Source organism: Solibacillus faecavium (assembly GCF_014836905.1).
GTDB lineage: Bacteria > Bacillota > Bacilli > Bacillales_A > Planococcaceae > Solibacillus > Solibacillus faecavium.
This window is the reverse complement of sequence record NZ_JACSPZ010000011.1, coordinates 42,514-68,194: the sequence shown is the minus strand read 5'-3', so window position 1 is coordinate 68,194 and position 25,681 is coordinate 42,514. Positions and strand designations below refer to the sequence as shown.

Below are 25,681 nucleotides of genomic sequence, written 5' to 3'. Positions count from 1 at the left end.
TTTAAATATTTAGATATTTTTTTAGACTTATTGGTAAGCTCCCGTACGCAAAACCATTTTAAGTACCTTTCCCGCAGCATTTCTAGGCAACGACTCCATAAATTCAATAGCACGCGGTTTCTTGTAAGAAGCAATGCTACTTTGACAAAATTGGATTACTTGTTCTTCCGTCATCTGTTTTCCTGACTTTAATACAATATAAGCTTTCACAGTCTCACCCCATGTAGGGTCCGGAATTCCCACTACCGCAGCTTCTAAAATATCTGGATGAGAATATAAAACATCTTCCAATTCTTTCGGGTAAATATTTTCACCGCCACTAATAATCATATCTTTTTTTCGATCTACCACATAAATATAGCCCTCTTCATCCATTCGTACTAGATCGCCACTATGAAACCAGCCCCCTTTGAAAGCTTCTTCTGTTGCCTCCTCATTTTTATAATATTCCTTCATTGTAGTTGGTCCTTGATAGACAATTTCCCCCACTTCTCCAACAGGCACATCATTCATTTCATTATCCACAATTCGTACCCTTACATTGATAGAAGGTTTTCCAACAGATTCCGTCTTCCTAAGTGCATCTTCACCGGCTAAATATGTTGTGGAGGGACTCATTTCTGTTTGCCCAAAAGCTTCTAATATCGTTGCATTTTTAAACACTTGTAAAATTCTTTTTTTAATTTCAATAGGACAGATTGCTCCCCCTAAAGAACAATTCGTCATTGAACTTAAATCATAATCAGATAGATTCGGCACTTGGAATAGAAAATTCCACATAGCCGGAACCATAAACATTGTTTCAATTTTCTCATATTGGACAGTCTTCAGAACGACATCTGGTTGGAATTCACGGTGGATAATGATCGTCCCTTCTATTAGACAATTTTGTAAAAGAGAGGACAGCGCAGCAACATGGAAAAGTGGAGGAATAATCAGTTGCCTTGAGCCCTTCCTAGGTTGAGAGTGATAAAGTTTATTCATTGTATTCATATAAAAATTTTTATGGGTTAAAACTGCCCCTTTTGGTTTTCCTGTTGTACCTGATGTATAAATAATGGCATGCGCGTCATCGTCAGTGAGATTTACAGACTTGTATTCAGTAGTTGTACTAAATATGGCTTCATATGGGATTGTGTTTATCTCAAATTCTAAATTCTCGGCTTTAATTGGCACGATAATTTTGACTTGAGATAAGTTTTGCATAATAGAACGAACGCTATCTATAAATTCTTCTTCAACAAATAATATCTTTACATCAGATTGGTTCAGAATATATTCCATTTCCTTAGAACCCAAACGGAAATTGACTGGAACAAAAACACCACCACTTAATGAAACGCCGAAATATAACTCAACAAAAGGCAGGCCATTCTTCAACAAGCAGCCTACCTTGTCATCTACACCAATCCCTTGAGCTTGTAGCCATCCCGCTAAATGTAGCGAACGCGTCAAAAGTTCCCCATACGTTAATCGATGATCTCCATCTATAAATGCTTCCCGATCAGCAACATTATGTGCAGCATATTTAAGTGCTTCCCCAATTAGCAGCTGTTGGGACATTGATAATACTTTCTGTACCATACCCATCACCTTTCTATTAAAAAAAGAATAATAATCTTAAATATTCCTATCGTTTTAGCGTCTTCTTTAAATTATATTCATCTAGCATCTCTTAATATGCAGTTAAAACGTCATTTATATTTTGAATTCTGATATTTGCCTCTCCCTCAAACCAGTTAATCTAAATTTGATATTAGTTAATTCACGAACACTCCCTTTTAAATAATTCGATATCTATAAATTGAGAACTAATGGCTCAAGATGATTAAATCTAATTTCTAATTAATACCGGTTATATAGGCAGTATAAAATAAGTACACTTTGGTAAACGCTTATCTAAAGATGGAGAATTTGAAAAAAATCAAAAAGTAGAAAAAATAAATCTATGGAAAAATTAAAAAAGGAGAGATTGCGATTCGAGCGAAGAGTGATATATAGTGAGACGTTTATTTGATATTAAACGGATGTTGTTGGTCATATTGGTGTTAAATCTTATTGATGGCATTTGTACAGCTTGGGGACTTAGTAACGAATGGATTGAAGAAGCGAACCCACTGTTGAGTTCACTTTCCCCTTTAACGATTCTAGGAACAAAAGTTATTTTATCTGGTCTAGTTTGGTTATTATGGAAATCAGACTTTCCTACAAGGTTAACAAACGTTTGGCGAGTAGTTCTTTCTTTCGTTATGTTCTTATATACCGGGATATTCGTTCTACACATAACATGGATAACAATGTTGTAAAAAAGCACATAAATATAGGCTGACGAGAAAGTATTATTTTCTCGTCAGCCTTCTTATTTATGACATATTAAATAAATTTCACACCATACATAACCAAAGTAACTACTAATAATACAGGCATGGCTTCCTGTGGCAAGAGCAGTTCAATTTTACGTCTAAGGACAAAAGCTACAACAATGATAATGATTACTAAATACAGCAAATAGCCGCCCTCTGCAATGATAGGCGTTCCAGGAAATAAAAATAAAACGGTAAAAGCCATTAAGAAAAATACAAGACGCGCTAGAACTTGTGTTGCACGAAGGGATTTCTTTGCCGCGATTATTAAAAATGGCATTGAAATGAAGATGCCACCAATTATCGCTCCTGGAAAAATAGTATGTTCAATTCGCATCGCAATGTAGAGTATCAACAATAATAGAGCAGCTGTTAAAGCATCTACTACTATGCCATTTGCTCGATAAACATAAAGGCATCCTAGTATAAAAAGTAACACCCCAAGCATAATCAACACACTTGGCATTTTCTGAAATAATAAAATATCTCCAATCGTTAATAACGTATACCAAGTAATCAAAACAAAAAGCCATTTATGAAATGCGTTAAATTTTATTTGCTGCACTAGCCTTCCCCATCCAATTGTAAAGACAATATAAATAAGACCCGTTAAAGCCGCCATATAGGCATCCTTTATTATGTATTCTTCTGGATTAAATGTTGTCAAAGTCACTAAAGTAATTGTAACTACATATGTAAGTATCAATATTAATTCGTTCTTCATACTGAGTCCTCCTATTCTCTTCATTATGTCACAATAATTTTACAAAATATATACTTTCCCTATTTACTCCAATTACTTTTCAATTGAATGGCTCATCACCATAACATGGGGTTACTTTTCTAATAAAATTCTACTTTGATTGGTGGGCTACGGCAAGACAGCGCTAAAGCCACGTGATACATGTCTTTATCACTGCCTTTATTGCCGTTTGCGAGGCCCACCAATCCCAAAATTTTGCCCTCGTTATAAAGTGAAGTAAAAAAACACATAATCAAGCCGCTTGCGCTATCGCGAGGCGGCAATTTTGTCATCCCAACTTATAGTGATGAACCAATTTAATTGTAAATTATACAGGACCTAGAATTTAGACAAATTTCGACATTCCAAAACCTTAGCTTTTACTCAAAAAGAACTCCAGTGAAATAAAAACTTGTACACTAGTTAAATATATACAGGGATCTTACAAGCCTTTTTTCCCTCTCAAATTTATCGATAAGTTTGTTGAAAATAACATTCTGTTTACTGCATTGTTTATTTTTAAAAACTATTAATACTATCAGTCGCTTTAAATTCTGAATTTCCAATCTAATTATCATCGAAAGATACTTACCGCTTTTCTTCATTAAGAATAATAATTTCAAAATCGATATACAGATAAAAAGTCCTTCTTACAACCTCCAAAAAATAAATGACCTTTAGACCTATTGCTCTTTTTTAGGTTAAACTAATCTTTTTTTAAAAATAACAGATAAATTCAATCTTTTTGCAAAATCCATAATATCTGTAAAACCTTATTAATACTATACCCCACTGATATCCAGCTATGTCTGTTGACTCTCCATTACTTACAAAAAATAGGTAATTAAATTCAAAAGTGTTTACCCTCTAAATTATTCGACATAATACGACAAATAAAGTATTTTCCATAATCTAACATAGTACTTACATCTAGAGAATTTAATTTCACAAATTAGTCATTTCTACCCAAAAAACTATAGAGAGGAGGAAAGGTTGTTTTTAAAATCCTTAAAGGACAACCTACAAGCTGCAAATTTATAGGTAAAGTTCGATCGAAAATCTAAGGGGGAATGAAAATGAAGAGGAAAAAGAATTCTAGGAAAGCATTTAGTATCCTCGCTACTGCAGCGATGACATTTTCTTTATTGACACCAAGTGTTGCTAGCGCACAAACAACTTCCAATCAACTCTATGAATCTTTTAGAGATTCCAATTCTATTAGTACTTTTAGTTCCGCACGTGAAAAACTGAATGCGCGCTTACTTGAAAATTTCAAAGAAGATAATAAAGTAACCTTTTTAGTGAAATTTAAAGATAAAGCGAATTCTGCTCAAGTTGCTGAGGCTGCTCGTCAAAAAGCGGTAGATTCCAACTTATCCGCTCTAAACGCCAAGTTGATTCAGCGTTCTGCTGTTGTCTCCGAATTAAAGGCAACATCTATAGATTCACAACAATCAGTCATGCAATTCCTCAATAAAGAAGCGGAAGTTGGCAATGCATCAGATATTACATCCTTTTATATCGTAAATGCCATTGCCGTCACAGCAACCCAAGAAGTTGCTGAAAAAATCGCCACATTTGAGGAAGTAGAGAAAGTATTACCAAATGAAACACGTCAACTCTTTACGACCAAAACTGAAGACGCCGTAGCACCAAGTGCGGAAGTTGCAAACGTTGAGTGGAATATTGAACGCGTTAATGCTCCAGAAGTTTGGGATATGGGTATTGATGGATCAGGTACGGTAGTTGCAAGTATCGATACCGGCGTTCAATGGGATCACCCAGCTTTAAAAGAAAAATACCGTGGCTATAACGCAGCAACCGGTGAAGTTTCTCATGATTATAGCTGGTATGATTCAACTTCTGCTGGACGTGCTACTCCATATGATGATCAAGATCACGGAACTCACGTTACCGGTACAATGGTTGGTAGTGAACCAAATGGCTCTAATCAAATAGGTGTTGCACCTGGCGCTAAATATATTGCCGTAAAAGCATTCACTGCTAATGGTGGTTCAGATGCTGATCTATTAGAGGCGGCTCAATGGATTTTAGCACCAACAGATGCTAACGGAAATGCACGTGTTGATATGGCACCCGATGTTGTAAATAATTCTTGGGGCGGTGGTCCTGGATTAGACGAATGGTATCGTGATGTTGTTATTAACTGGCGTGCAGCAGAAATCTTCCCTGAATTCTCTGCAGGTAATACAACTTTTACTAACCCAGGGGGTGCTGGATCTGTTGCTGCACCAGCAAACTATCCAGAGTCATTTGCTACAGGAGCAACAGACATCAATAACTTAGTTGGGAATTTCTCTCTCCGTGGCCCTTCTCCTTATGCTGAAATTAAACCAGATATTTCTGCTCCAGGTGTAAACATTCGTTCATCAGTTCCTGGCGGTGGTTATGAAGGTGGTTGGAATGGTACATCGATGGCAGGTCCTGCTGTATCAGGTGTAGCTGCCCTTCTACGTCAAGTAAATGCTAATTTAACAGTAGATGAAATGGAACAGATTCTTCTAGACACTGCAAATCCTTTAACAGATAGTCAATACACAACTACACCTAACCAAGGTTATGGTTATGGATTAGTAGATGCTTATGAAGCAGTTTCTTCTATTATTACTGGACTAGGTACGCTAGAGGGTCAAGTTACACAAGCAGGAACGGATAATGAAGCCCCTAATTTCGAGCATACTGCACCAAGTGAAACATATGCCGGAATGGATCTAAATTTAACCGTTTCAGTTAGTGATAACATTAGTGTTTCATCAGTTGTGCTTAACTACAAAGATGAAAATAATGCTTGGCAACAAATCCCTGCTGGACGTAAATCTGGTGATCATAAAGCTGGTGAATTCGCTGTAGTTATTCCAGGGGATTTAATATCTGGCAATTCATTTACGTACAAATGGACAATTAATGACTTCGGTAACAATGAAGTCATCAGTGACGAGTACGTTGTGGAAGTAAAACCAGGCATCACTGTTGGTTATTTTGAAAACTTTGAAACACAACCAATTGGCTGGTACTCATTTGGTACTAATGACAGCTGGGACTGGGGTGTACCAACATCTGGTCCAGGAAATGCTGCCTCAGGTGAAAAGGTGTATGCAACAAACTTATCTGGCACATACGCAAACAGCATGAACGCAACACTTGTTGCACCTCCAATTGATCTACCTGAAGGAAATTCTTACCTACAATTTAAACATTGGCATAACTTCGAACAAGCTAGTTCTGGTAGAGCGTATGATTATGGACATGTATTCGTGTCAACAGACCAAGAAAACTGGACACAATTATTAATGGTTCAAGGTATATCCAATAGTTGGTTAGACGCAGAGGTTGATTTATCAGACTATGCTGGACAACGTATTTATATTGGTTTCAATGCATTCTCAGATTCTAGTGTACAACGAGATGGCTGGTATATTGATGATGTAGCATTAGCTAGCGTATCTCAAACTGGTAAAGTTTCTAAAGGTAAAAACAATAATAATGGCAACGGCAATAAAGGAAATACCCAGGGGAACAATGGCAACAACGGAAACAATGGCAATAAAGGTAACGGGAAAGAAAAAGATGCATTAAAAGAAGCTGTAGATCCAAAGACAATTAAACCTGATGTACTTTCAAAAGATAAGGCACCTGAGATTGAAGTAATCAACAATCCAACACTTCTTCCATTAGGCGCTCAAGTAAGTGTGATAGAGTCCGGACGTTCGGTTTATTCAAGCCCAGCAGACGGTTCATACAAAATGACACATGGTACGGGCACATTTAATGTAAAAGCAGAGGCTTACGGTTTCGAATCTGAAGTACAAACAGTCACAATTGATGCGGATAGCACTTCTACTGCGAATTTCACATTAGATGAAATTGAACAAAATACAATAAGCGGTACAATTACTGACGAATCAACAGGAGAAGCAATTGAAGGTGCAACAGTTATTTTAGTTGAAGACGCAAATATCACACCTGTCCAAACAGATGCTAACGGTAACTTTGCCCTTACAGCATATGTAGGTTCGTACACACTTAAAGTAATTGCTCGTGGATACCATGGAAAAGAAATTCCTGTTTCTCTTACAGGTGAATTATCACCTATAAGCATTTCTCTTGAACCTTTCTACACATATCCAGGTGGAGAAATCGGCTATGATGATGGTACTGCGGAAAATGCTCGTGCATTCAACGCTGCCGGAAATGCATGGGCAGTAAAAATGTCTCTTCCTGAAGGAAAAGAAAACGGAATTGTAACAGATGGTGTATTCCGCTTCTGGACAACTGAATGGCCTACTCCAGGCGGAACTGCATTTGCAGTGGAAGTTTGGGATGCTACCGGAGCAGACGGTACGCCAGGTAAACAATTAGCTGGTCCAATTGATGCAACAGCTCTTCGAAATGGTGAATGGACAGTTGTAGATTTAACAGATCACAATATTGTTGTAAATGGTGACTTCTATATGGTTTACCGTCAAACAGTTGCAAACCCGAATACGCCAGGTCTAGCAACGGATGAAGATGGTAAAAATGCAGCTAGAAGCTATCAGCATGTATCAGGTGCATGGTCTTCAGCTCCTGCAAGCGAAGGAAACTATATGATTCGGGCACGTGTTAGCTATGAAGTAGTCGGTCCTGTAATCACTTCTCCAGTAACTAACTCAATTACAAATGAGCCTGAAACAACAATTACTGGAACAGCATCTCCAACAACAACTATTGAGTTAAAACAAAATGGTGAAGTAGTTACATCAACAGTAGTTGGAGACGATGGCAAATTTGAAATTAAAGCAAACTTAGTTGAAGGCGCTAATGAATTTTCTGTTCTTTCGAAATTAGATGGTCGAGTAACAGGTGAATCGACTCCGGTTTTAGTAACTTTAGATACGATAGTTCCGGAACTAACGATCGACAAACCATCTAATGGTGAAAAAGTAAATCGTGAAACAGTTACTGTAGAAGGTTTAATTACAGATGAAAATATTGACACAGTGACTGTTAATGGCTCAAACGCTACTATCAGCGATGGAAAGTATTCTAAACGCGTTATTCTTGATAATGGAGCGAATGAAATCACAGTAGTAGCTACAGACAAAGCTGGCAACAGTGTTTCTAAGACAGTTACTGTAACTGCAGATTTCGATGCACCGATCATTACAAATTTAAAACCAGATACAGACATTACAATTACAACGGGTAGAACAGTTAAGATTGAGTTTGATAGTGAGCCAGGATTAAAACCTACTTTTGTAATCCATATGCCATTAACAAACTTAGTTCAAAATGCAACTGCATTACCAATGATGGAACAAGGAAATGGTCATTACGTTGGCTATTGGACAGTTCCTGCTGATACTGTTGCAAACGGAGCAGTTATTGAAGTAATTGCAATCGATGACTTTAATAATGAAACTCGTCAAAAAGCTGCCGGTAAATTATATATTAATTTACCAGTAATTACAGAAGGACCTGGCGATGCCGCTGCTGAGGAACAATCTTCTAAAGAAGAATTAATAGAAACACCGAATTCTATAGAGGAAGACTTAACAGAGACACCGTAAAAAAATGTAAATCATTAGAACAGCACCCCTTTAGTTAGTGTAAAAACTTAAGGGGTGTTTTGTATGACAAAATATTAGGGATTATTCATCAAAAAATGCACGCACTTTTGAATATGTGCCTGCACCAATTAAAGAAATTTCAGCTTATGCCCCTCAAAGAAACTCGAATTCACCACGGACAGTACGACTAAGATCGATTACCTCAATCACTTGATTGTATAACTTTTCAATTTGTTCATCATTATCAACTTTCTCCAAAACCTGACTATGGTGCTCCTTATTATCATAACGGTTAATTTCTAACATAAGTATCTCGCTTTCAAGTAATTCAACGGCCGATATCATTCCTATACAACCATACCCTGGCTGAATAGAGGTAGCAGTAAATGTCTCGCTCTCAAGGGCACCATATTCTTTGTAAATACGTTCAGCTTCTCGATTAATTTTTAAAAATTGTTCCTTGTTTTCTTCAGGGACAGGATAAAGATAAATTTCTAAATACATGATTACTCCCCCTACTAATACAAACCGCCTGATACTCTTTTGAATTGCTGTAAAGTAGTCCCCTACTGACTAATTTTATCCTCTTTCCAGTTTTCACGTAATTGATATTTCAATATTTTCCCGGAAACATTACGAGGTAAAGCTTCTACATAAATAAAGTTACGTGGCAATTTATAACCAGCTAAATGCTCGCGACAATATGCTTTGATATCTTCTTCATCAATCTCTATATCATCCTTTTTAACGATAACAGCTGTTACTACCTCTCCCCATTTCAAATCTGGCAAACCAATAATTGCCGATTCAACAATGCCAGGATAACCATTTAAAATCTGCTCGACTTCAACCGAATAAACATTTTCTCCCCCTGAGATAATCATGTCCTTTTTTCGGTCTACAAGTGTAATGAAGCCCTCTTCATCAATTGTTGCTAAATCACCTGTTAAAAGCCAACCGTCACGAAACGTTTTCGCTGTTTCTTCTGGTTTTTTATAGTATTCTTTCATTACAGATTCACCGCGCATAATTAGCTCACCGACTTCACCAGGTAATATATCTTCCATATAATCATTTACTACCCGAACATCTAAAAATGTCATCGCTTTTCCACTCGCACCTAGCTTTGTCTTATGTTCTTCTGGTGTTAAATAAACGCCTCCTGGTCCACCTTCAGTTAAACCACACGCATTATAGAACTGGTCTGAACCCAAATATTCTACAGCACTTTCAATCATACTTGGTGACATTGGTGCTGCACCATAAATATAGCCACGAACAGATGATAAATCAAAAGACCCTTTCGGAATCATGAAAAATGCATTGTACATAGCAGGCACACCAAAGAATAGCGTGACTTTATGCTGCTCTATCGCTTTTAGCGTTTCTAAAGGATGGAAATCACGCATCATGACAACTGTGGCACCAGCAAAAAAGCAAGATGTAAGAACCATATTTAAACCTGCCGAGTGGAATGCCGGCGCTACTAGTAAATAGACATCCTCACGATTTAATTTCATCATTACAGTTTGAGCACTATTGAGACTAATTACATTCCCATGTGTAAGCAGTGCCCCTTTTGGATTACCCGTTGTACCTGATGTATACAAAATTTGCGCATCATCATCTGCAGAAATTGGTACATTCGGGTCATCAGTTTGTGTAGTATCAAGCTCTTTTAAAGATATAACCCCTTCAGCTGCATCTCCAGTACTGTAAATTAATGGATTAACAGAAACATCTGCAATTGCGGACTTAATTAATTCAGTTTGATCCGCATCTGTAATGACAGCAATTGAATCAGATTGATTCACAATATAATGGATTTCTTTCGCAGTCAGACGGAAATTAATAGGAACGATGACACCTCCTGCCTTCATCACGGCATAAGCGCAAATCACAAACCAATGCGAATTTTTTAAAAACAAACTAACTTTATCGCCCTTTTTTAAACCTTGTTTAATTAAACCATTACTATATCGATTAATTTCATCGTTTAACTCTTTGTACGTATACGTATAATCCCCAAAAACTAGTGCTTTCTGATTTGGCATTCTACTTGCGTGAGATAAAATCGGTTTTAATAAATCCATATTGCTTATCCTCCTACATCAAAATTAATGGACAAACTGGCAGATCTAAAAATCTCATTGCAAAACAACAAAGAACAAGGAACAGCTAGACAAAAACGAAAAGCTATTATATTCATAGAAAATAAACTTCTATAAAATAATATATTCTTTTAAACCTGATTTATAACTTCCATTTACACGTAACGTATATCAGCTGTGAGTTGATAGTTTGTCTTGCAAGTTTTTAAGCAAGCTAAGATAACTCCTTAGAAAAATGAGCGCTGATCCTATTTACAGAATCGCGCTCGATAACGGAATATTAAAATGAGGCAGCTAGATTAGGGCAGAAAAAATAAGCAGAGGATTTCCGCTTATTTTTAGAATTGTCGTCATAATGAGGAAAATAAGAGGAGATTATCCGCTTATCTCTATGAAAACCAATGAATTTTATGATTTTTTTGATCAATAGAGGGAATTTCTCCGCTTATTTTGGGTACTTTTCATGAAATTTTTATATTAAGCGGAATTTCTCCCTCTATTTCGGTCGCTATCCTAGGCTCTCCCAATATACACTTACTCGCCTACTAAACCGTCCTTATCAGCATCATGCATGTAGGGGTATAACCAATGATCACTTGTTATTGGCATACTGAAACCTGCTGCTTTTGCTTCTTTAATTGTTACCTGTCCATTCCCGTTTGTATCAACACTCGAAATATCGCCACCACTAGTGTTTGATTGAGCTGGCTTGGAAGGCTCACCTGTTAAACCGAGTGATTCGTTAACTTCATCAGGGTTCACGTTGTCAAATGAATCAACGATCTTTTTCCCCTTTAAAGTATAGGTATACTGATAACTTGAAGGAATCTGCGTTTTAGTATTTGTATATGTGATAATCGCTTCAAACATAGTTGCTCCATTAGCTTTACGGATTGCGTCTTCCATATAAGCTTGATCACCATGACGGTTGAGCGTACTATTTTGTGGGGTAATATTGTAAGCGTTCGATACCCCTCCGAGTGAATCAGCAATGACATGTCCTTCATCTAAAACGGAACTCTCTACACCTGGAACCTTTGCTTCATCAGAGTAGTATCTACCAGACGATAATACCGGTTCGTTATCATCATCTTGTAATATAATTTTGTCCGCAATGACACGTACTAATTGCCCGTATTCATTCGTAAATGCCCAATAATCACGGTCCCCGAAACCAATGTTAACTACCACATTAGGTTCACGATGACCAGATAAATTACCGCCATCTACCTCAATAAGTTTATATCCTGAAAACTGGTCTTTATTTGATTGAGCTGGAGTTTCTTCTACTATAGATTCATCAACAACCGTAGTAGCAGTTTTTTCACTTTCACTATTTTCAGTTGTATCAACAATTGTTACATCTTCTGTCTCTATTTTTTCATCCGGAATAGAAACTTCTTCTACATCCGTACAACCAACCATAAAGATGGCTGTTAAAAGTAAAATTAACACGTTCATTTTATTCTTCATTTTTTAGGACTCTCCTATAATCGTTACATATTGTTCACTCAAAAAGAATGCTAACATAGTTTAACATTGTTAACCTTTCGATAATAGTATAAATATATTGCGATAATATTCAGAGATATTTTTTATTGGAATCAGCTTATTCGTAAAGTGAAATGAAATTAAACAAGATTCCACCCTACTCCCCTCACTGGAGACAAATAACTAATGATGCTACTAATTTACCTACCCAGCTAATTTTACCCATAGAAAAACTGCACCTATTTGTTCGAATCAAACAAATGGGATGCAGTTTAGCGTATAGTGAAATTTATTGAAATCTATTCATCCATTACGATATTTTTAATTGTTATCAATTTAGGAAGGCAATTGCTTATTTAGAATTTCTAATTGAATCTGTTTAATAAACGCCTCAATAGATAATGTATTTAGTCCATCTTGTTTAAACGCTCGTACAGTTACAGTTTCATTTTGCTGCTCTTGATCACCTATTACAAGGATATAAGGTGTTTTTTGCATTTGCGCATCTCGAATTTTTCGACCAAGCTTTTCGTTACGTTTATCTATATCTACTCTAATATTGGCCTGGCGTAACTGGGCTTTAACCTTTTCAATATAGTCTGTATGTGCCTCGGAAACGCCAATAACCTGTACTTGTCTTGGCGCTAACCATAGTGGGAATGCGCCTCCAAAATGTTCGATTAAAATACCTAGGAAGCGATCGATTGAACCAAATACAGCTCGGTGGATCACAACTGGGCGTACCTTCTCATTTTCTTCATTAACATATGTTAAATCAAACTTCTCTGGTAGCTGAAAATCTAGCTGGATCGTTGCACATTGATGACTACGGTTAATAGCATCTCGAATATGAATATCAATCTTCGGACCATAAAATGCCCCGTCTGCAGCATTAATTTTATAAGCAATGCCGAGTCGGTTTAATACATTTTCAAGTGCTTCTTCCGCTTGATTCCATAAGTCAAGCTCCCCCATATAATCTTCTGGACGTGTCGATAACTCAACTTCATATTCAAATCCAAATACTTTATATACGTGATCAATAATTTGTAATGCTAATGCAATTTCGTCTTCAATTTGTGCGGGAGTCACGAAAATATGTGCATCGTCCTGACAGAATGTCCGGACGCGAAGTAGCCCGTTTAGCGCACCACTAAATTCATGACGGTGTACTTGGCCAAACTCTGCCATACGAATCGGTAAATCTCGATACGAATGCAAATCATTTTTATAAATGAGCATATGTCCTGGACAGTTCATCGGTTTTAAGGCAAATTTTTGCTCATCAACTTGTGTGAAGTACATATTTTCTTTATAGTGCTGCCAGTGTCCTGATTGCTCCCAAAGACGTTGATTCATCATTAGTGGTGTACGTACTTCTTTGTAATCATAAATTGCCTGCAGATTGCGTAAAAAGATCTCAAGTTCATTACGAATGATTTGCCCATTTGCTAAATAAAATGGCATACCTGGCGCCTCTTCAGAGAACATAAATAGTTGCAGTTCCTTCCCTAGCTTTCGATGATTACGCTTTTCAGCTTCTTCAAGGTATACGAAATAATCTTGCAAATCTTCTTTCGTTGCAAAGGCTACCCCATAAATACGTTGCAGCATCTGATTATTCTTATCGCCGCGCCAATACGCCCCTGAAATATTCATGAGTTTAAAATGCTGCAATTTATTAGTCGATGGTACATGTGGACCTCTACATAAATCAACAAACCCACCTTGCTCATACACTGTTACTAGTTCTTCTGTCGGGATAGCTTCAAGTAGCTCTAATTTTAAGTGATCATGTGCAAAAATGTTACCAGCTTCTTCTCGTGATACTTCCTTACGAACAACAGCATAATTTTCATTCGCGATCTTTTTCATTTCACGTTCAAGTGTTTGCAAATCCTCCGGAACGAGGACATGGCTCATTTCAATATCATAATAAAAGCCGTTTTCTATGACAGGACCAACACCAAATTTTGCATCAGGATACAGTCGCTTTACTGCTTGTGCTAATAAATGTGCTGTTGAATGACGAAGTACCTTTAAGCCTTCCTTTGACGAAGCTTCATACAGTGAAATTTCAGCGTCCTCTAGAATTGGTCGTGTCAAATCGGTTGTCGTCGTATTTACACTTCCCGCAATTGATTTTTTAGCTAAGCTCGGACTAATCGATTTAGCAATTTCGGTTAGCGTAACACCTTTGGCAAAACGTTTTTGTTCGCCATTTGGAAATTGAATTGTAACTTGTTGATTTGACATACTACCTCTCCTTTTTCTTTTTTTAGTAAATAAAAAAAGCATATACTCATCCGCAAAGGGACGAATATATGCTTGAATACCCGTGGTTCCACCCAAATTCCTACTGTATGTAACTCCAGTAGCTCATTGATACAGATAACGCCTGTAAACGTCACTAGTTTCCTAGCACAGCTCCAAGGGAGTAAATCGATTTGTCCAATCAGGAAACTTTCAGCCGGTGATTTCCCTCTCTTTTGACCTTCACTAAAACGATTCATATCCTCTTCATTGCATTTTAAATTGAAATTAGTAACTAATCTAACGCACCACCTAATTATTGTCAACATATTATTTACAATAAATAACAGGTGATACTTCAATACCTGTTGCTGTTAATGGTTTTGTTCACTTCGGGAAAATTTTTTGACTTTCTATTTTTTTATGTAAACAAACAATAAAATCTCGAGCCCAAATTCATTGGGATTTAAATACAGAAAAAAAGAAGCGCTAATTCTTATTATAGAATCGCGCCTTAAAACTAATATTATACATGTAAATTGTCCTGTAGTACTTTCTCTGCAAGTTTAATGTTTTCTTTTAAAAATATAGGTAATTCTGTATGAGTAATAATCTCCGAAGTAGTCATCCAAACAACACCATCCACTTCATCCGTACTTTTAGCGTAAGGTTCCTCAGATTTATGCTGACATAGAAAAACAATATCAATTACATTTATCCCTGAATCTGTCACGAAGGAGGAGCTATTAACATATTTAATACTTGTAATTTCGCAACCTACTTCTTCAAACACTTCTCGTTTTAACGTTCTTTCCAGAATATCAGATGAATTACCTTCAATTTCACACTTTCCACCTACTAAGGAGAGGCCTCCACCAGCATGCTCCTCCTTATCACTTCTATGGATTAATAGCCATTTGTCATTGCGATGAATTGCTCCTTCTACATTTACTACAAACATAAAATAACCCCCTAAAATTTAGACTTTATCTATCAAAATCTTGCCGTTTCAATAAATCACTTTCTTAAATACATCAATCTTTTCGTATTTTTCATCAGAAACAGTTTCAACATAGATCCACCCTCGTTTTCTATAATAGTCAGATGCATCCTCTGTTCTTAAATATAGTTCATTGAATCCTAAATCCTTAACTACCTCAATTGTTTTGTCTATTAACGCCTTCCCAACACTTCTCCCCCGATATTCAGGTTTCGTATATAAAGATGCCAGCCAAGGCTTGTACTTTTCCCTTATCTTTAGATCGTTTTCAAAAATTGAAACTGTACCAATACATTCTCCGTTCTCAAAAGCAACGAGGGTTATTGGAAAAGTAGTATCCATTTCATTTGAAATATAATTCACTACATCTTCAAACTTCTTACTGCTACCCGTCTTTTCAACAAATTCCTTGAAAATCATTTTCGAAACTTCATTTATTTTATCAGGATGTTTTTTTAAAAAATCGATTTCCATTTTTATCACCCTTTCAATTATTTTAAACTCGGTTCCAGTAAGGTCATAAGTGCTTTATACCAGCTACACAAGTCGAAAATTTTCTGATTCAAGTCTGTTTAACCAGTTATGAACTAATGCATTAAATACGTCGGTTTGTTCGATTTGTAGGTTGTGACCAGCCATATCAAGAACTGAAAAAGTTGCCCTTGGATAATCCTCTATAAGTCGCCAGCCATCATGATATCCAACTATATGATCTTGGCGACCTGTTATTATTAGCGTGGGATATTCCATTTTAGACGTAATATCGAAAGTAAAGCCATATCCGTTTTGACGAATGTAGTTCAGGAATTCTTCATTTGTTTGTTTAGAAGGAAGTAATATTTCATTTCTAAACCTTTCCCATTCAGTTTGACCTTGAACTACCCCCATGGAACAAAATTCCTCAGCATCCTCTGGGGACAAAAGAGATATGAAGTTACTATCTTTCTTTATGATCGTCTGCTGTGGTACCACCCTGTCATTAAATTCCGGTACTGTCAATGGCGCAATCAGTAATAACCCGCGAACGGTATTCTGTCGTAAACTGGCTATCCCTCTTGCAATGTACCCGCCATACGAATTACCACAAATAATAAACTCTTCCCCAGGGATAAGTTGGTCTAAAAGTTGTAATATTGCTTCTAACATATCATCAGAATTATGAATAGATGGGTGAGGCTCGGATTGTCCCATTCCCGGCAAATCTATGTATATTCTTTTCCATCCGCTCCGTTGCTCAAATAACGGTTCCATTGCATGGAACATTACTTGATGGTCAAGTGTCCAACCATGCAACATAACGATAGGATATCCTTCTCCAATTACTTTATGGTAAATCGACACGTATTCTCCCCCTTTTAAATGTAATATAAAAACTATTCTAACATAAATACCCATTTGTTTTGTAAAAGGTATTTCATTTAAAAAAGGCACATTTCTTATAAAAGAAATGCACCTGATTACTAAATAAGTCCTCTTTAATCAGAAATAACCATTACATTTTCAGCTACTTGTTTCTGATCTGTAGAATTTGGACTTTCAATTAAATCGAACGATACTTTTTGACCTTCTTTAAGAAAACTAAATCCATCTGGAAATCTCTTGTTATCAGGTAAGATCGAACTAAAGTGAACGAAAACATGATTAGTATCTTCACCATCAAGCATTATACGACCGTACCCCTTTTCAACTTTATACCACTTAACTATTCCCTCTCTTTTCATATCTTTTCACCCTTTCAGCGTTCTATAAAAACTCACCTGAATTTTAACATAAATTTCAAATTCCTTAATAAGCGTTGCTTCGTCAAACGGTATCACTGCTGTAAATAACATAGTTAGCCAATTAGGATTTACGTAATAAAAAAGGAGACACAAATCCTCTGAGAATTGTGTCTCTAATTCCCCTCTTTAGCAGTTTTAGTATTTGTTTCTTTAACTTGTTGGCAACTAAGGGCAAAGCTTAAAATTGCTGCAATGCTACAAACATATGGAAGTAAAGTGTAGCCCCAATTAGAAATGACGTAACCGCCAAGCATTGATCCTAACGTAATACCGACATACAAAGCTGTCATATTCCATGCCATAACAGTTCCTCGTTCATTTGGATATTCCCCTGCTAACCTAGCAGTGTAAGAAGTAAATCCTGCATATCCAATTAAAGCCCATAAGAATAAGTAGAAATAGATCCAAATACTTGATGTAAAGAAGATACCTAAACAAACGAGTATTAGCGCTAAGGAAATGAGCATTAGTTTTGAAATTTTCTTTTCTCCAAATCGATCTGTTAACTGTCCACCCGTAAGGCTACCTATAACAGCACCAACCCCATAAAACGTTATAGCTGCAGCGATTTCTAGTGATGAGAAACTATTCTCGGAATAAAGGGCCGCGCCTAAGTAAACATATAAAGCATACATTGAAATCGCCCAACTAGTAGTCACACTTACTGAACCAAATATTCGTAATAAATTTCCCCCGAGTAGATTCCTCGTTGAAAGGCTTTTCGAATTATTTTTCCATGTTTTATGATTTACTACTGCTAATATAGCGCCCATAAGAGCCAGTGCTACAAATACTGAACGCCAACCAAGAAAATGCTCTAACAAAATACCGATTGGAGCTCCTGCCCAAAGTGCTGTTAAGTGACCTGAGGCAAGAATCGAAAGCCATGTCCCTGTCCGATTTGTAGGTGCTACATCGCCAATAATTGCATAAAGCAAAGGAGCAATTGAAGCAACTGATAAACCGACTAAAATACGACTAACAATTAACCAAAAAAATGTAGGTGCGAAAGCGGTTAGTATGTTAGAAACGACGAACAACACTAATCCCAATGTGATGTATGCACCCCGTCCATGTTTATCTGACAGCCACCCGAAAAAAGGAGCGAAAATAGCATAGGTAATTGCAAAAACAGTGATCATCCAGCCAGTCATCGCTGGACTTGTAACATACGCTTCCGAAATAAATGGCATTAAAGGAGATACTACAAATAAGTCAATGCCGATTAAAAACAATGTAATCCATCCAACAAATAAACTGACTCTCCCATGCACTTTCAAAGTTACTACCTCATTTACATTTAATATTAAATGTATATTATTCAAAGTTGTAAAAAACGGACTTCTTGTTTGAGTAGACTTTCCATTCGTTTCCACGGCAACTTTTTGAAGACCGTTCCCACTAAACCTAAATTCAAAGCTTCTAATCTTCTAACCACCAGCATTACATATTAGCCGAGATTAAAATAAGCGGAGGATTTCCTTTTATCTGTAGAATTATGTTCATTTCAGCAAAAATAAGAGGAGAATTTCCGCTTATTTACATTAAAATTATTAAATTTTTTGTTTTTTTAATCAATAGACGGAATATCTCCGCTTATTTTAGTTATTTTTCACTTTATTTTTTAAATAAGCGGAATTTGTCCCTCTATTTTGCCCACTTATTCCGCCACCCCTCTCCTACCTATTAAATGAATTAATATATTCCTAGTTATTTCACCTATTCTTAATTACAATATAATCAAATGGAATATTTAAACATTTGTAACAGGTAAATTTATCATCATCATAATATGGGATTTCTTTTCTAATAAAATCTCTCTTAATGGATTGGCGGGCTACGGCAAGACAGAGCTAAAACCATGTAATACGTCTCTTTATCACTTCCTTTACTGCCTTTTGTGAGGTCCACCAATATTTTTATTTAAATAACTAATTCGCCCCAAAGATAAGGGAAGATTTTACCGTTATTTGAATGTTGTAGCCCATTTTCAGGTTAAATAAGGGAACGTTTTACCGTTATTTTAAATAAAACCGTGAAATTTCATGTTTTTTAGGTCAATAACGGAAATTTCTTCCCTTATTTCCTCTATTTTTCACGTTATTTTAAAAATAGCGGTAATTCCTTCCGCTATTTATCTTATTACCGAAAAGCCTGCCCCGGGACCTAGTTCAACGGACTTGAGCTTCAAAAACACTTGCTTCATCATTAGAAAATCCTCAACTTTTAGGGATGAAACAAATAAATGTAAAAGGAGCGCGTTAATGCAAAAAATAATTTTAATTGTATTCGCACTAGTGTTTTGTTCTGTATCAACTGTTTCTGCAAATGAGGATAAACTGACACCTTCAGGAATTCCTTATACTGAACTAGAGGATCGTGTGGATGAATATGTTGCTCAATATATTGGGACATCTACAGCTGGTGCGAATGTATTAATTATGAAGGACGGCGAAATTTTCTTAAGTTCGTCCTATGGCTACGCAAATATTGAAAATAAGATTAAAGTTACACCAGATACTATTTTAGAGTGGGGTTCTGTTACGAAGCTTCTTGTGTGGACCAGCGTCATGCAACTTGTAGAGCAGGGAAAGCTAGACTTAAATGAAGAGATTCACACGTATTTACCAGACGGATTTTTAACTAACCTGAAATACAATGCCCCTATCACGATGTTAAATCTTATGCACCATAATGCGGGCTGGGAGGATAAATATATAGATTTATTCTATAAGTCAGCTCATGAAATAAAACCTTTAGAAGAAATGCTTCACATTACTAAGCCTTCTCAAGTGACTGAACCAGGAAGTATCGTTGCCTATTCAAACTATGGTGTAGCACTGGCCGCTTTCATTGTAGAACAGCTCACCGAACAATCATTTTTTGAATATGTAAATGAACATATCTTTTCTATTTTGAATATGAAAGACACATCGATACACCCTACACAGCAAGATAACCTAAGTATTGCAACAAAAAGAGATGCAGTTTTTGGGTATTATGGTAGTGAAGGTGAATTAAGTATTTCTAAAAATGGGCGTATTTTTATCGGTCTGTATCCAGCTGGAAGTGCAATGGGTACTATAGGGGATTTAGCAAAGTTTATGATGGCGCTTATGCCAGCGGATGGTGAGACTAGCCCCTTATTCCAGAACAATCGTACATTAGATGAAATGCTAACGACGAGCGATTTCTATGACAATGGCTTCCCGCGAAATGCCCATGGTTTTTGGGAAGGTCTTTATGCAGTAGAGGTATTGGGCCATGCAGGGAATACGGATAGTTTTTCAAGCAATTTCATCTTTTCCAAAGATAACAAATTGGGTTTAATTATTATGACAAATCAGCAGAATGAAGTTGCGCTTAGTTATGGCTTACCAACACTCCTGTTCGGAGAATATACACCATCAAACATCAATCATACTTTGCCCAATGTACAGAATCATGAAGGAAATTACTATTGGGCAAGGCAGTCCTATAAAGGTTTCGCCAAGCTATATGGGGCGCTAAGTACTATAAATATTGAAGTGACAGAGTCAAACAGAATTAATGCTTTTGGAGTAACGTATAAACAAATTGCTCCATTACTTTATAAATCTACAGATGATTCGAATGATTTTCTGCATGTGACTTTGAACAATGGTCAAGTAGAAAAGATCTCAACGCTAACAAGTGATTTGTTGCCGGTCTCCGAAAGTTCAAAAATCTTTAAGCTGTTCAGTATTTTAGCCATAACTTTTAGTATTCTATATTCAGTTATTACTCTACTAATCACCTTAATTCAATCCAGAAAAAACAAAGTTCCACCGATCATTTTAAAAAAATGGGAAACAATACTACTTTTAACGAATCTCATCACTGTTATAAATATAATTACTTTATTTTATAGAGCACTTAACTACACACCTTATGCCGCACTAAAAATTCATGTTTGGATAAATTATGCGTATATAATTATCGTAGCGGTTTGTATCGCTGCACTATTTTTAGGATGGCGGAAAATATCGCTAACACGGGGTCAAAAAATTCGCTATACACTTTCTTGTGTCTCTGGATTACTAATTATCATCTTAATTTTCGGCTGGGAGCTTTATTTATAAAAATCGTGAATTGAGACATAAAAAAAGCAGTTCAAATTTTCTTACTTACAAAAATTTGAACTGCTTTAAATTTTGAGATTTTATTTTTTAATAAACATTTGCGTCCAGTAGTTACCATCTTCAACGTAGCCTACACCAATGTGTGTAAATTTCGCATCCATAATGTTTGCTCGGTGACCTGAACTATTCATCCACGCATCCATTACTTGCGTAGCTGATTTTTGGCCTTTTGCAATATTTTCACCTGCTGATTTATAGCTAATACCAAAGTTTTTCATCATATCAAATGGTGACCCATAAGTTGGGCTTGTATGGCTGAAATACTTTTTGTCGTGCATATCTTGTGATTTGTATTTTGCAACACGCGCTAGCTCCCAATCGATTGTAAGTGGGGCTAACCCTGCTTTCGCACGTTCTTTATTCACTAAACTAGCTACTTGCTCTTCTACTGCTTGTTGTTCATTTTCAGAAATAATAATTTTATCTCCAACATAAATCATGTCCGGATTTTTTAATGTAGGGTTTAAAGAAATCAATTCGCTTAGTCCGATTTGATTTTTAGAAGCAATCTTCCAAAGCGTGTCCCCACTTTTTACTGTATATGTAGCTGCAGATGCAGATGCCGGCAAAGCAAAAATCATCATACTAAACAACAACACGATACTTTTTTTCAACATTATTGAATCATTCCTTTCTAGTTGTCTGTTACAAGCTTACTAGAAAGTAACCCTAAAATCATTAGGGAATGAATGGCGCCTCTTTTGCATTTGTATAACAAACATTACAATTGTGACAAGAGTAAAAAACATCGTTTAACGGAAAATTCCTTAATAAGCTACTATTTGTCCTCTCATACTTGTAATAAGGCTAGTTGTTATACCAACAAATATTATTGTTAAAATGGAGAGATAAAACGTTTCTGGAGATAATAATAACCCCCCAATAATTATAATAATTGAATCAATCACCAAAATAAAAACCCCAACATTAATTCCTGTTTTATCACATAAAAACTGGGCAATAAAATCCGTGCCTCCTGTACTTGTCTGAAAGCATAACATCATCCCAATTCCTATGCCTACCAAGATGCCACCTAGAATAGAACTGTATACCGCTTCAACTTTTATTAACTTACTAAGAGGTGAAAGATAATCAATAAAAAAAGCAGATAGAATCAAGCCATGTAAACTATTATAGAAATAGTTTCTATAATGAAACCATGCGTATATAAAGATGGGAATACTTAATATAATTATTATAATTCCTGTATTAAACCCCCATAAGTAATTTGCTATTAATCCAATGCCAACTGTTCCTCCATCTAAAATTTTATGCGGTACTAAAAACAGATTTATACCTAAAGATAGAATAATACTGCCTAAAATTAGCGCCAAACTTTTTTTAAGAACATACACGGAGGCCACCTCTTAATATCAACTTTTTTAAATACTGATAAATATATGTTCTTTATGAAAATTAAATGTATTTTTTTATAAGCATTTTTAGTGATGCCTCGCTATATGATTATAGTTTACGGAAATGGGAACATTATTCTTACTTACCATTAATCTTGAATGTAGCTAGGAGGAATATAGTTGGATATTTCATTATTATTAGAGTATGGTTGGGTACTATTATTATTAATTGGCTTAGAAGGATTGCTTGCGGCGGATAATGCCCTTTGCCCACTCCCTGGAATGGAAACTAATTTTCTATAGCGTATTAATTGCAATTGCAATAGCTGGTTGGTTTTTATCTAAAGATAGTACTTCTAAAGAATAATTGAGTAAAATAAGCGGAGGATTTCCCCTTATTTGCAGAATTAGCTTCATTTCACGGAAAATAAGGGAAGGAATTCCGTTTATTCACATGAAAACCTTTAAATTTTATGTTTATTTAATAAATAAAGGGAATTTCTCCGTTTATTTTGATTACTTTTCACTTAATTTCTTTAATAAACGGAATTTCTCCGTCTATTTTTAATCGGTTAATATACTTCATTCCTAAATAAAAAACCGCAGCTGAAATATAACCACGAAAATAATAGAAGTGGTTATATTTCCTGCGGTTTTCACTTAAATGTTAGAAGACTCTGCTAATTTCATTAAATAGTACTGTTCCTCCCTCGCCATGTGGTCTGCCATAGACGCAGTAAAGGTTCCTAACACTTCCGCACTTAGCTCCATTTCTTCCAGTTCATTTAAAAACGTCTTAAATAAGCCCATTTCCACTTCAACCTCATTGTTAAATCTGTTTAATGCCGGGAATTTATGAACATTCGTACGTAAATAGCCCGTTAATTCTACCGCTTTTAAATAAAACTGATCAAAGTGTTTTGCAAAAGTACCGCTTTTTTCCTTCAATCTTTTTTCTACACCATCCAATTGGTCATTAATGGCCCCCGCATGACCCGATGCATCTACCAACCAGATTAGATGGTGATGTAATTCGTGAAATATTGGTGGCACTTCACCCTGTTTAAGATAGTTTAATATACGTAAATATTCTTCTAATTCATTTACCATATGATTTATAAAAGTAGGTGTTAAATGGATTTTCATTTCACCTGTTAAGTGGCGTTCAATAATGGATAGTTTGAAGGCCCTTAATTGTTTTACTGATTCTTCAACATTATTAGTGAAAAGAATTATATTGGATTCGTTAAGTGAACTTACTTGAGAAAGAAGTTGATCGAAGTGATGGATAAAGGAAGCAGCTTTAGTTATATCCTCTATTTGAGATGGATATAGCGAATCGTTAATAAATCTTGAATGATCCCCAAGTACTTGAAGCCAAAATTGATGTTCAAAAACAGCACTTTCCAAATAATTTCCCACGCAATATACATCTCCTTTTTTCACACTAGTATCCAATTTATTCGACTTAAAATCTTTTTATGAGAAATTCACCGGAGCTCAGTTTGAATAGAACAAAAAAAGAGTAATACAGATCAACTGTTTACTCTTTTGAAATGTTTTCCCCGGCACAAGTACGGGATATAATTCATAAAATATGATTTTTCTATCTGTAAAAACCTTCACTATTATTACTTTTCTTCACCCATCTGAACAATTTCTCCATTTTCAATATAAGCCATGCGTAATAATGGAAGGAATCCACCATCATCGTCTACACCTTTAATGTAATAAACTTCTTTGTTTTCTGGCAGGTTTTTTGCTCCTTGATCCATTGCTGCCATAATTTTCTCAGTATCATCCACAGTTCCAGCTGCTTTCATTGCCTCAACTAGAATATACAATGAAATATAATGGAATCCTGATTCAGAGCCTGGATCTTTATCGTTTTGGCTACGGTATTTTTCAATGAAGGCTTCTGTACCACCATATCGGGATGTAACTAGTGGTGGTGTCGAAATTACGCCTTCAAGTAAATCATAACTTCCGCCTAATACTGCTGCGATCTCATCCAGCTTTGCTTGGTCCATAATAATGAATCCACCTTCGAAACCTAAATCACGTGCTTGCTTTAATACAAGGGCAGTCGGTTGTGAAGGTCCACCGATGAATAAGACATCCGGGTTTTTTGCTAATGCATTGGTCATAATTGTTTGGAAGTCCGTATCCTTACTAAAGTCGATTGACTCATCAAAGACAACTTCCCCACCATTTGCTTCCCATACCGGGCGTAATGAATCTGCCCAATCCTTACCGTACTGAGTTGCTGTTGGTAAGAATGCTATTTTCTTTCCGAAACGCTCCATTTCGTATTTTGTAAATGGCTCAATATATCTGTCATAGCGAGGTGGAATACGAACAGTCATTTTATTTCCTGTTTCGGTAACACCTGGCTCACTCGTATAGGCCATAACAATAAAATCTTCCATTTCATTAAACACTTGCATTGCATATACACCGCCACTATGTGGTGTATAAATGAACTTAGTATCTTGTTCCTGTACTAATCTTTTCGCATTCGCTGCGGCTTCATTCGGTAAATATTTGTCATCTAAAGTCGCTAAGTTAATCGTATACTTCTGACCATCCACTTCAAATCCACCACTATCGTTAATTTCTTCCGCAGCCATTCTTAATCCTTTTAATGTTTCTTCGCCATAAAATGCTGCTGGACCACTTAAAGGACCGGTATAGCCGATTGTAAGCTCTTCTACTTTACTGCCTTCTGTACTGACTGGTGCTTTTCCTTCATCTTTTTTTGTTTCTTCCCCATCTTCAGAACAAGCAACTAGTACTATAGCCAAAATAAAAAGCAAACTAAGAAATAATCCCCTCTTGAATGTGTTCATGTTTAT

At 36.1% G+C, this 25,681-nt stretch carries 18 protein-coding genes and 1 pseudogene; 4 read left to right on the top strand and 15 right to left on the bottom strand.

Annotation, left to right across the window (positions count from 1 at the left end; all coding sequences use genetic code 11):
* Positions 1 to 27: 27 nt before the first annotated feature.
* Complete coding sequence (locus H9635_RS17240; protein ID WP_191701542.1) at positions 28 to 1,584, bottom strand: class I adenylate-forming enzyme family protein; 1,557 nt, start codon at positions 1,582 to 1,584, stop codon at positions 28 to 30.
* A gap of 416 nt (positions 1,585 to 2,000) precedes the next feature.
* On the opposite strand from H9635_RS17240, the gene H9635_RS17235 reads away from it, so the two are divergent.
* Positions 2,001 to 2,306 (top strand): DUF5658 family protein, encoded by a 306-nt coding sequence (locus H9635_RS17235; protein ID WP_191701541.1) that lies wholly within the window; start codon positions 2,001 to 2,003, stop codon positions 2,304 to 2,306.
* Between the two features lie 67 nt (positions 2,307 to 2,373).
* Here the strand turns inward: H9635_RS17235 and H9635_RS17230 are convergent, their stop codons facing one another.
* A complete protein-coding gene (locus tag H9635_RS17230; protein WP_191701540.1) occupies positions 2,374 to 3,087 on the bottom strand; it encodes a hypothetical protein in 714 nt (237 codons plus the stop codon).
* 1,094 nt (positions 3,088 to 4,181) lie between these two features.
* On the opposite strand from H9635_RS17230, the gene H9635_RS17225 reads away from it, so the two are divergent.
* A complete protein-coding gene (locus H9635_RS17225; protein ID WP_191701539.1) occupies positions 4,182 to 8,675 on the top strand; it encodes a S8 family peptidase in 4,494 nt (1,497 codons plus the stop codon).
* Between the two features lie 153 nt (positions 8,676 to 8,828).
* Here the strand turns inward: H9635_RS17225 and H9635_RS17220 are convergent, their stop codons facing one another.
* The 9 genes from H9635_RS17220 to H9635_RS17180 form a co-directional block, all read right to left on the bottom strand.
* On the bottom strand, positions 8,829 to 9,179 hold the full coding sequence (locus H9635_RS17220; protein ID WP_191701538.1) for a DUF1428 family protein: 351 nt from the start codon (positions 9,177 to 9,179) through the stop codon (positions 8,829 to 8,831).
* Positions 9,180 to 9,241: 62 nt separating this feature from the next.
* Positions 9,242 to 10,768: a class I adenylate-forming enzyme family protein gene (locus H9635_RS17215; RefSeq protein ID WP_191701537.1), complete on the bottom strand. Its 1,527-nt coding sequence runs from the start codon at positions 10,766 to 10,768 to the stop codon at positions 9,242 to 9,244.
* Between the two features lie 552 nt (positions 10,769 to 11,320).
* The gene (locus tag H9635_RS17210; protein ID WP_191701536.1) at positions 11,321 to 12,259 is read right to left on the bottom strand and encodes a DNA/RNA non-specific endonuclease; all 939 of its coding nucleotides are present in this window, start codon (positions 12,257 to 12,259) and stop codon (positions 11,321 to 11,323) included.
* 354 nt (positions 12,260 to 12,613) lie between these two features.
* The gene (thrS, locus tag H9635_RS17205; protein ID WP_191701535.1) at positions 12,614 to 14,533 is read right to left on the bottom strand and encodes a threonine--tRNA ligase; all 1,920 of its coding nucleotides are present in this window, start codon (positions 14,531 to 14,533) and stop codon (positions 12,614 to 12,616) included.
* 523 nt (positions 14,534 to 15,056) lie between these two features.
* A complete protein-coding gene (locus H9635_RS17200) occupies positions 15,057 to 15,491 on the bottom strand; it encodes an NUDIX hydrolase (protein ID WP_191701534.1) in 435 nt (144 codons plus the stop codon).
* A 48-nt stretch (positions 15,492 to 15,539) separates the two neighbouring features.
* The gene (locus tag H9635_RS17195; protein WP_191701533.1) at positions 15,540 to 16,004 is read right to left on the bottom strand and encodes a GNAT family N-acetyltransferase; all 465 of its coding nucleotides are present in this window, start codon (positions 16,002 to 16,004) and stop codon (positions 15,540 to 15,542) included.
* A gap of 63 nt (positions 16,005 to 16,067) precedes the next feature.
* Positions 16,068 to 16,871, bottom strand: a complete 804-nt coding sequence (locus H9635_RS17190; protein ID WP_191701532.1) for an alpha/beta fold hydrolase — start codon at positions 16,869 to 16,871, stop codon at positions 16,068 to 16,070.
* 134 nt (positions 16,872 to 17,005) lie between these two features.
* Positions 17,006 to 17,251, bottom strand: coding sequence for a cold-shock protein (locus H9635_RS17185; RefSeq protein ID WP_191701531.1), 246 nt, complete (start codon positions 17,249 to 17,251; stop codon positions 17,006 to 17,008).
* A gap of 173 nt (positions 17,252 to 17,424) precedes the next feature.
* A complete protein-coding gene (locus H9635_RS17180; protein WP_318245228.1) occupies positions 17,425 to 18,687 on the bottom strand; it encodes an MFS transporter in 1,263 nt (420 codons plus the stop codon).
* An 888-nt stretch (positions 18,688 to 19,575) separates the two neighbouring features.
* On the opposite strand from H9635_RS17180, the gene H9635_RS17175 reads away from it, so the two are divergent.
* The gene (locus H9635_RS17175; protein WP_191701530.1) at positions 19,576 to 21,411 is read left to right on the top strand and encodes a serine hydrolase domain-containing protein; all 1,836 of its coding nucleotides are present in this window, start codon (positions 19,576 to 19,578) and stop codon (positions 21,409 to 21,411) included.
* Between the two features lie 80 nt (positions 21,412 to 21,491).
* Here H9635_RS17175 and H9635_RS17170 read toward each other — a convergent pair whose 3' ends face one another.
* On the bottom strand, positions 21,492 to 22,088 hold the full coding sequence (locus H9635_RS17170; RefSeq protein ID WP_191701529.1) for a CAP domain-containing protein: 597 nt from the start codon (positions 22,086 to 22,088) through the stop codon (positions 21,492 to 21,494).
* Positions 22,089 to 22,238: 150 nt separating this feature from the next.
* Positions 22,239 to 22,826 (bottom strand): YitT family protein, encoded by a 588-nt coding sequence (locus tag H9635_RS17165; RefSeq protein ID WP_191701528.1) that lies wholly within the window; start codon positions 22,824 to 22,826, stop codon positions 22,239 to 22,241.
* Positions 22,827 to 23,006: 180 nt separating this feature from the next.
* Between H9635_RS17165 and H9635_RS19425 the strand changes: the two are divergent.
* Positions 23,007 to 23,093: pseudogene (locus tag H9635_RS19425) on the top strand (TerC family protein); the annotation flags it as partial.
* A gap of 393 nt (positions 23,094 to 23,486) precedes the next feature.
* On the opposite strand, the gene H9635_RS17160 reads toward H9635_RS19425, so the two are convergent.
* A complete protein-coding gene (locus H9635_RS17160; RefSeq protein WP_191701527.1) occupies positions 23,487 to 24,248 on the bottom strand; it encodes a DUF2935 domain-containing protein in 762 nt (253 codons plus the stop codon).
* 209 nt (positions 24,249 to 24,457) lie between these two features.
* Positions 24,458 to 25,675, bottom strand: a complete 1,218-nt coding sequence (locus tag H9635_RS17155) for an ABC transporter substrate-binding protein (protein ID WP_191701526.1) — start codon at positions 25,673 to 25,675, stop codon at positions 24,458 to 24,460.
* Positions 25,676 to 25,681 lie beyond the last annotated feature (6 nt).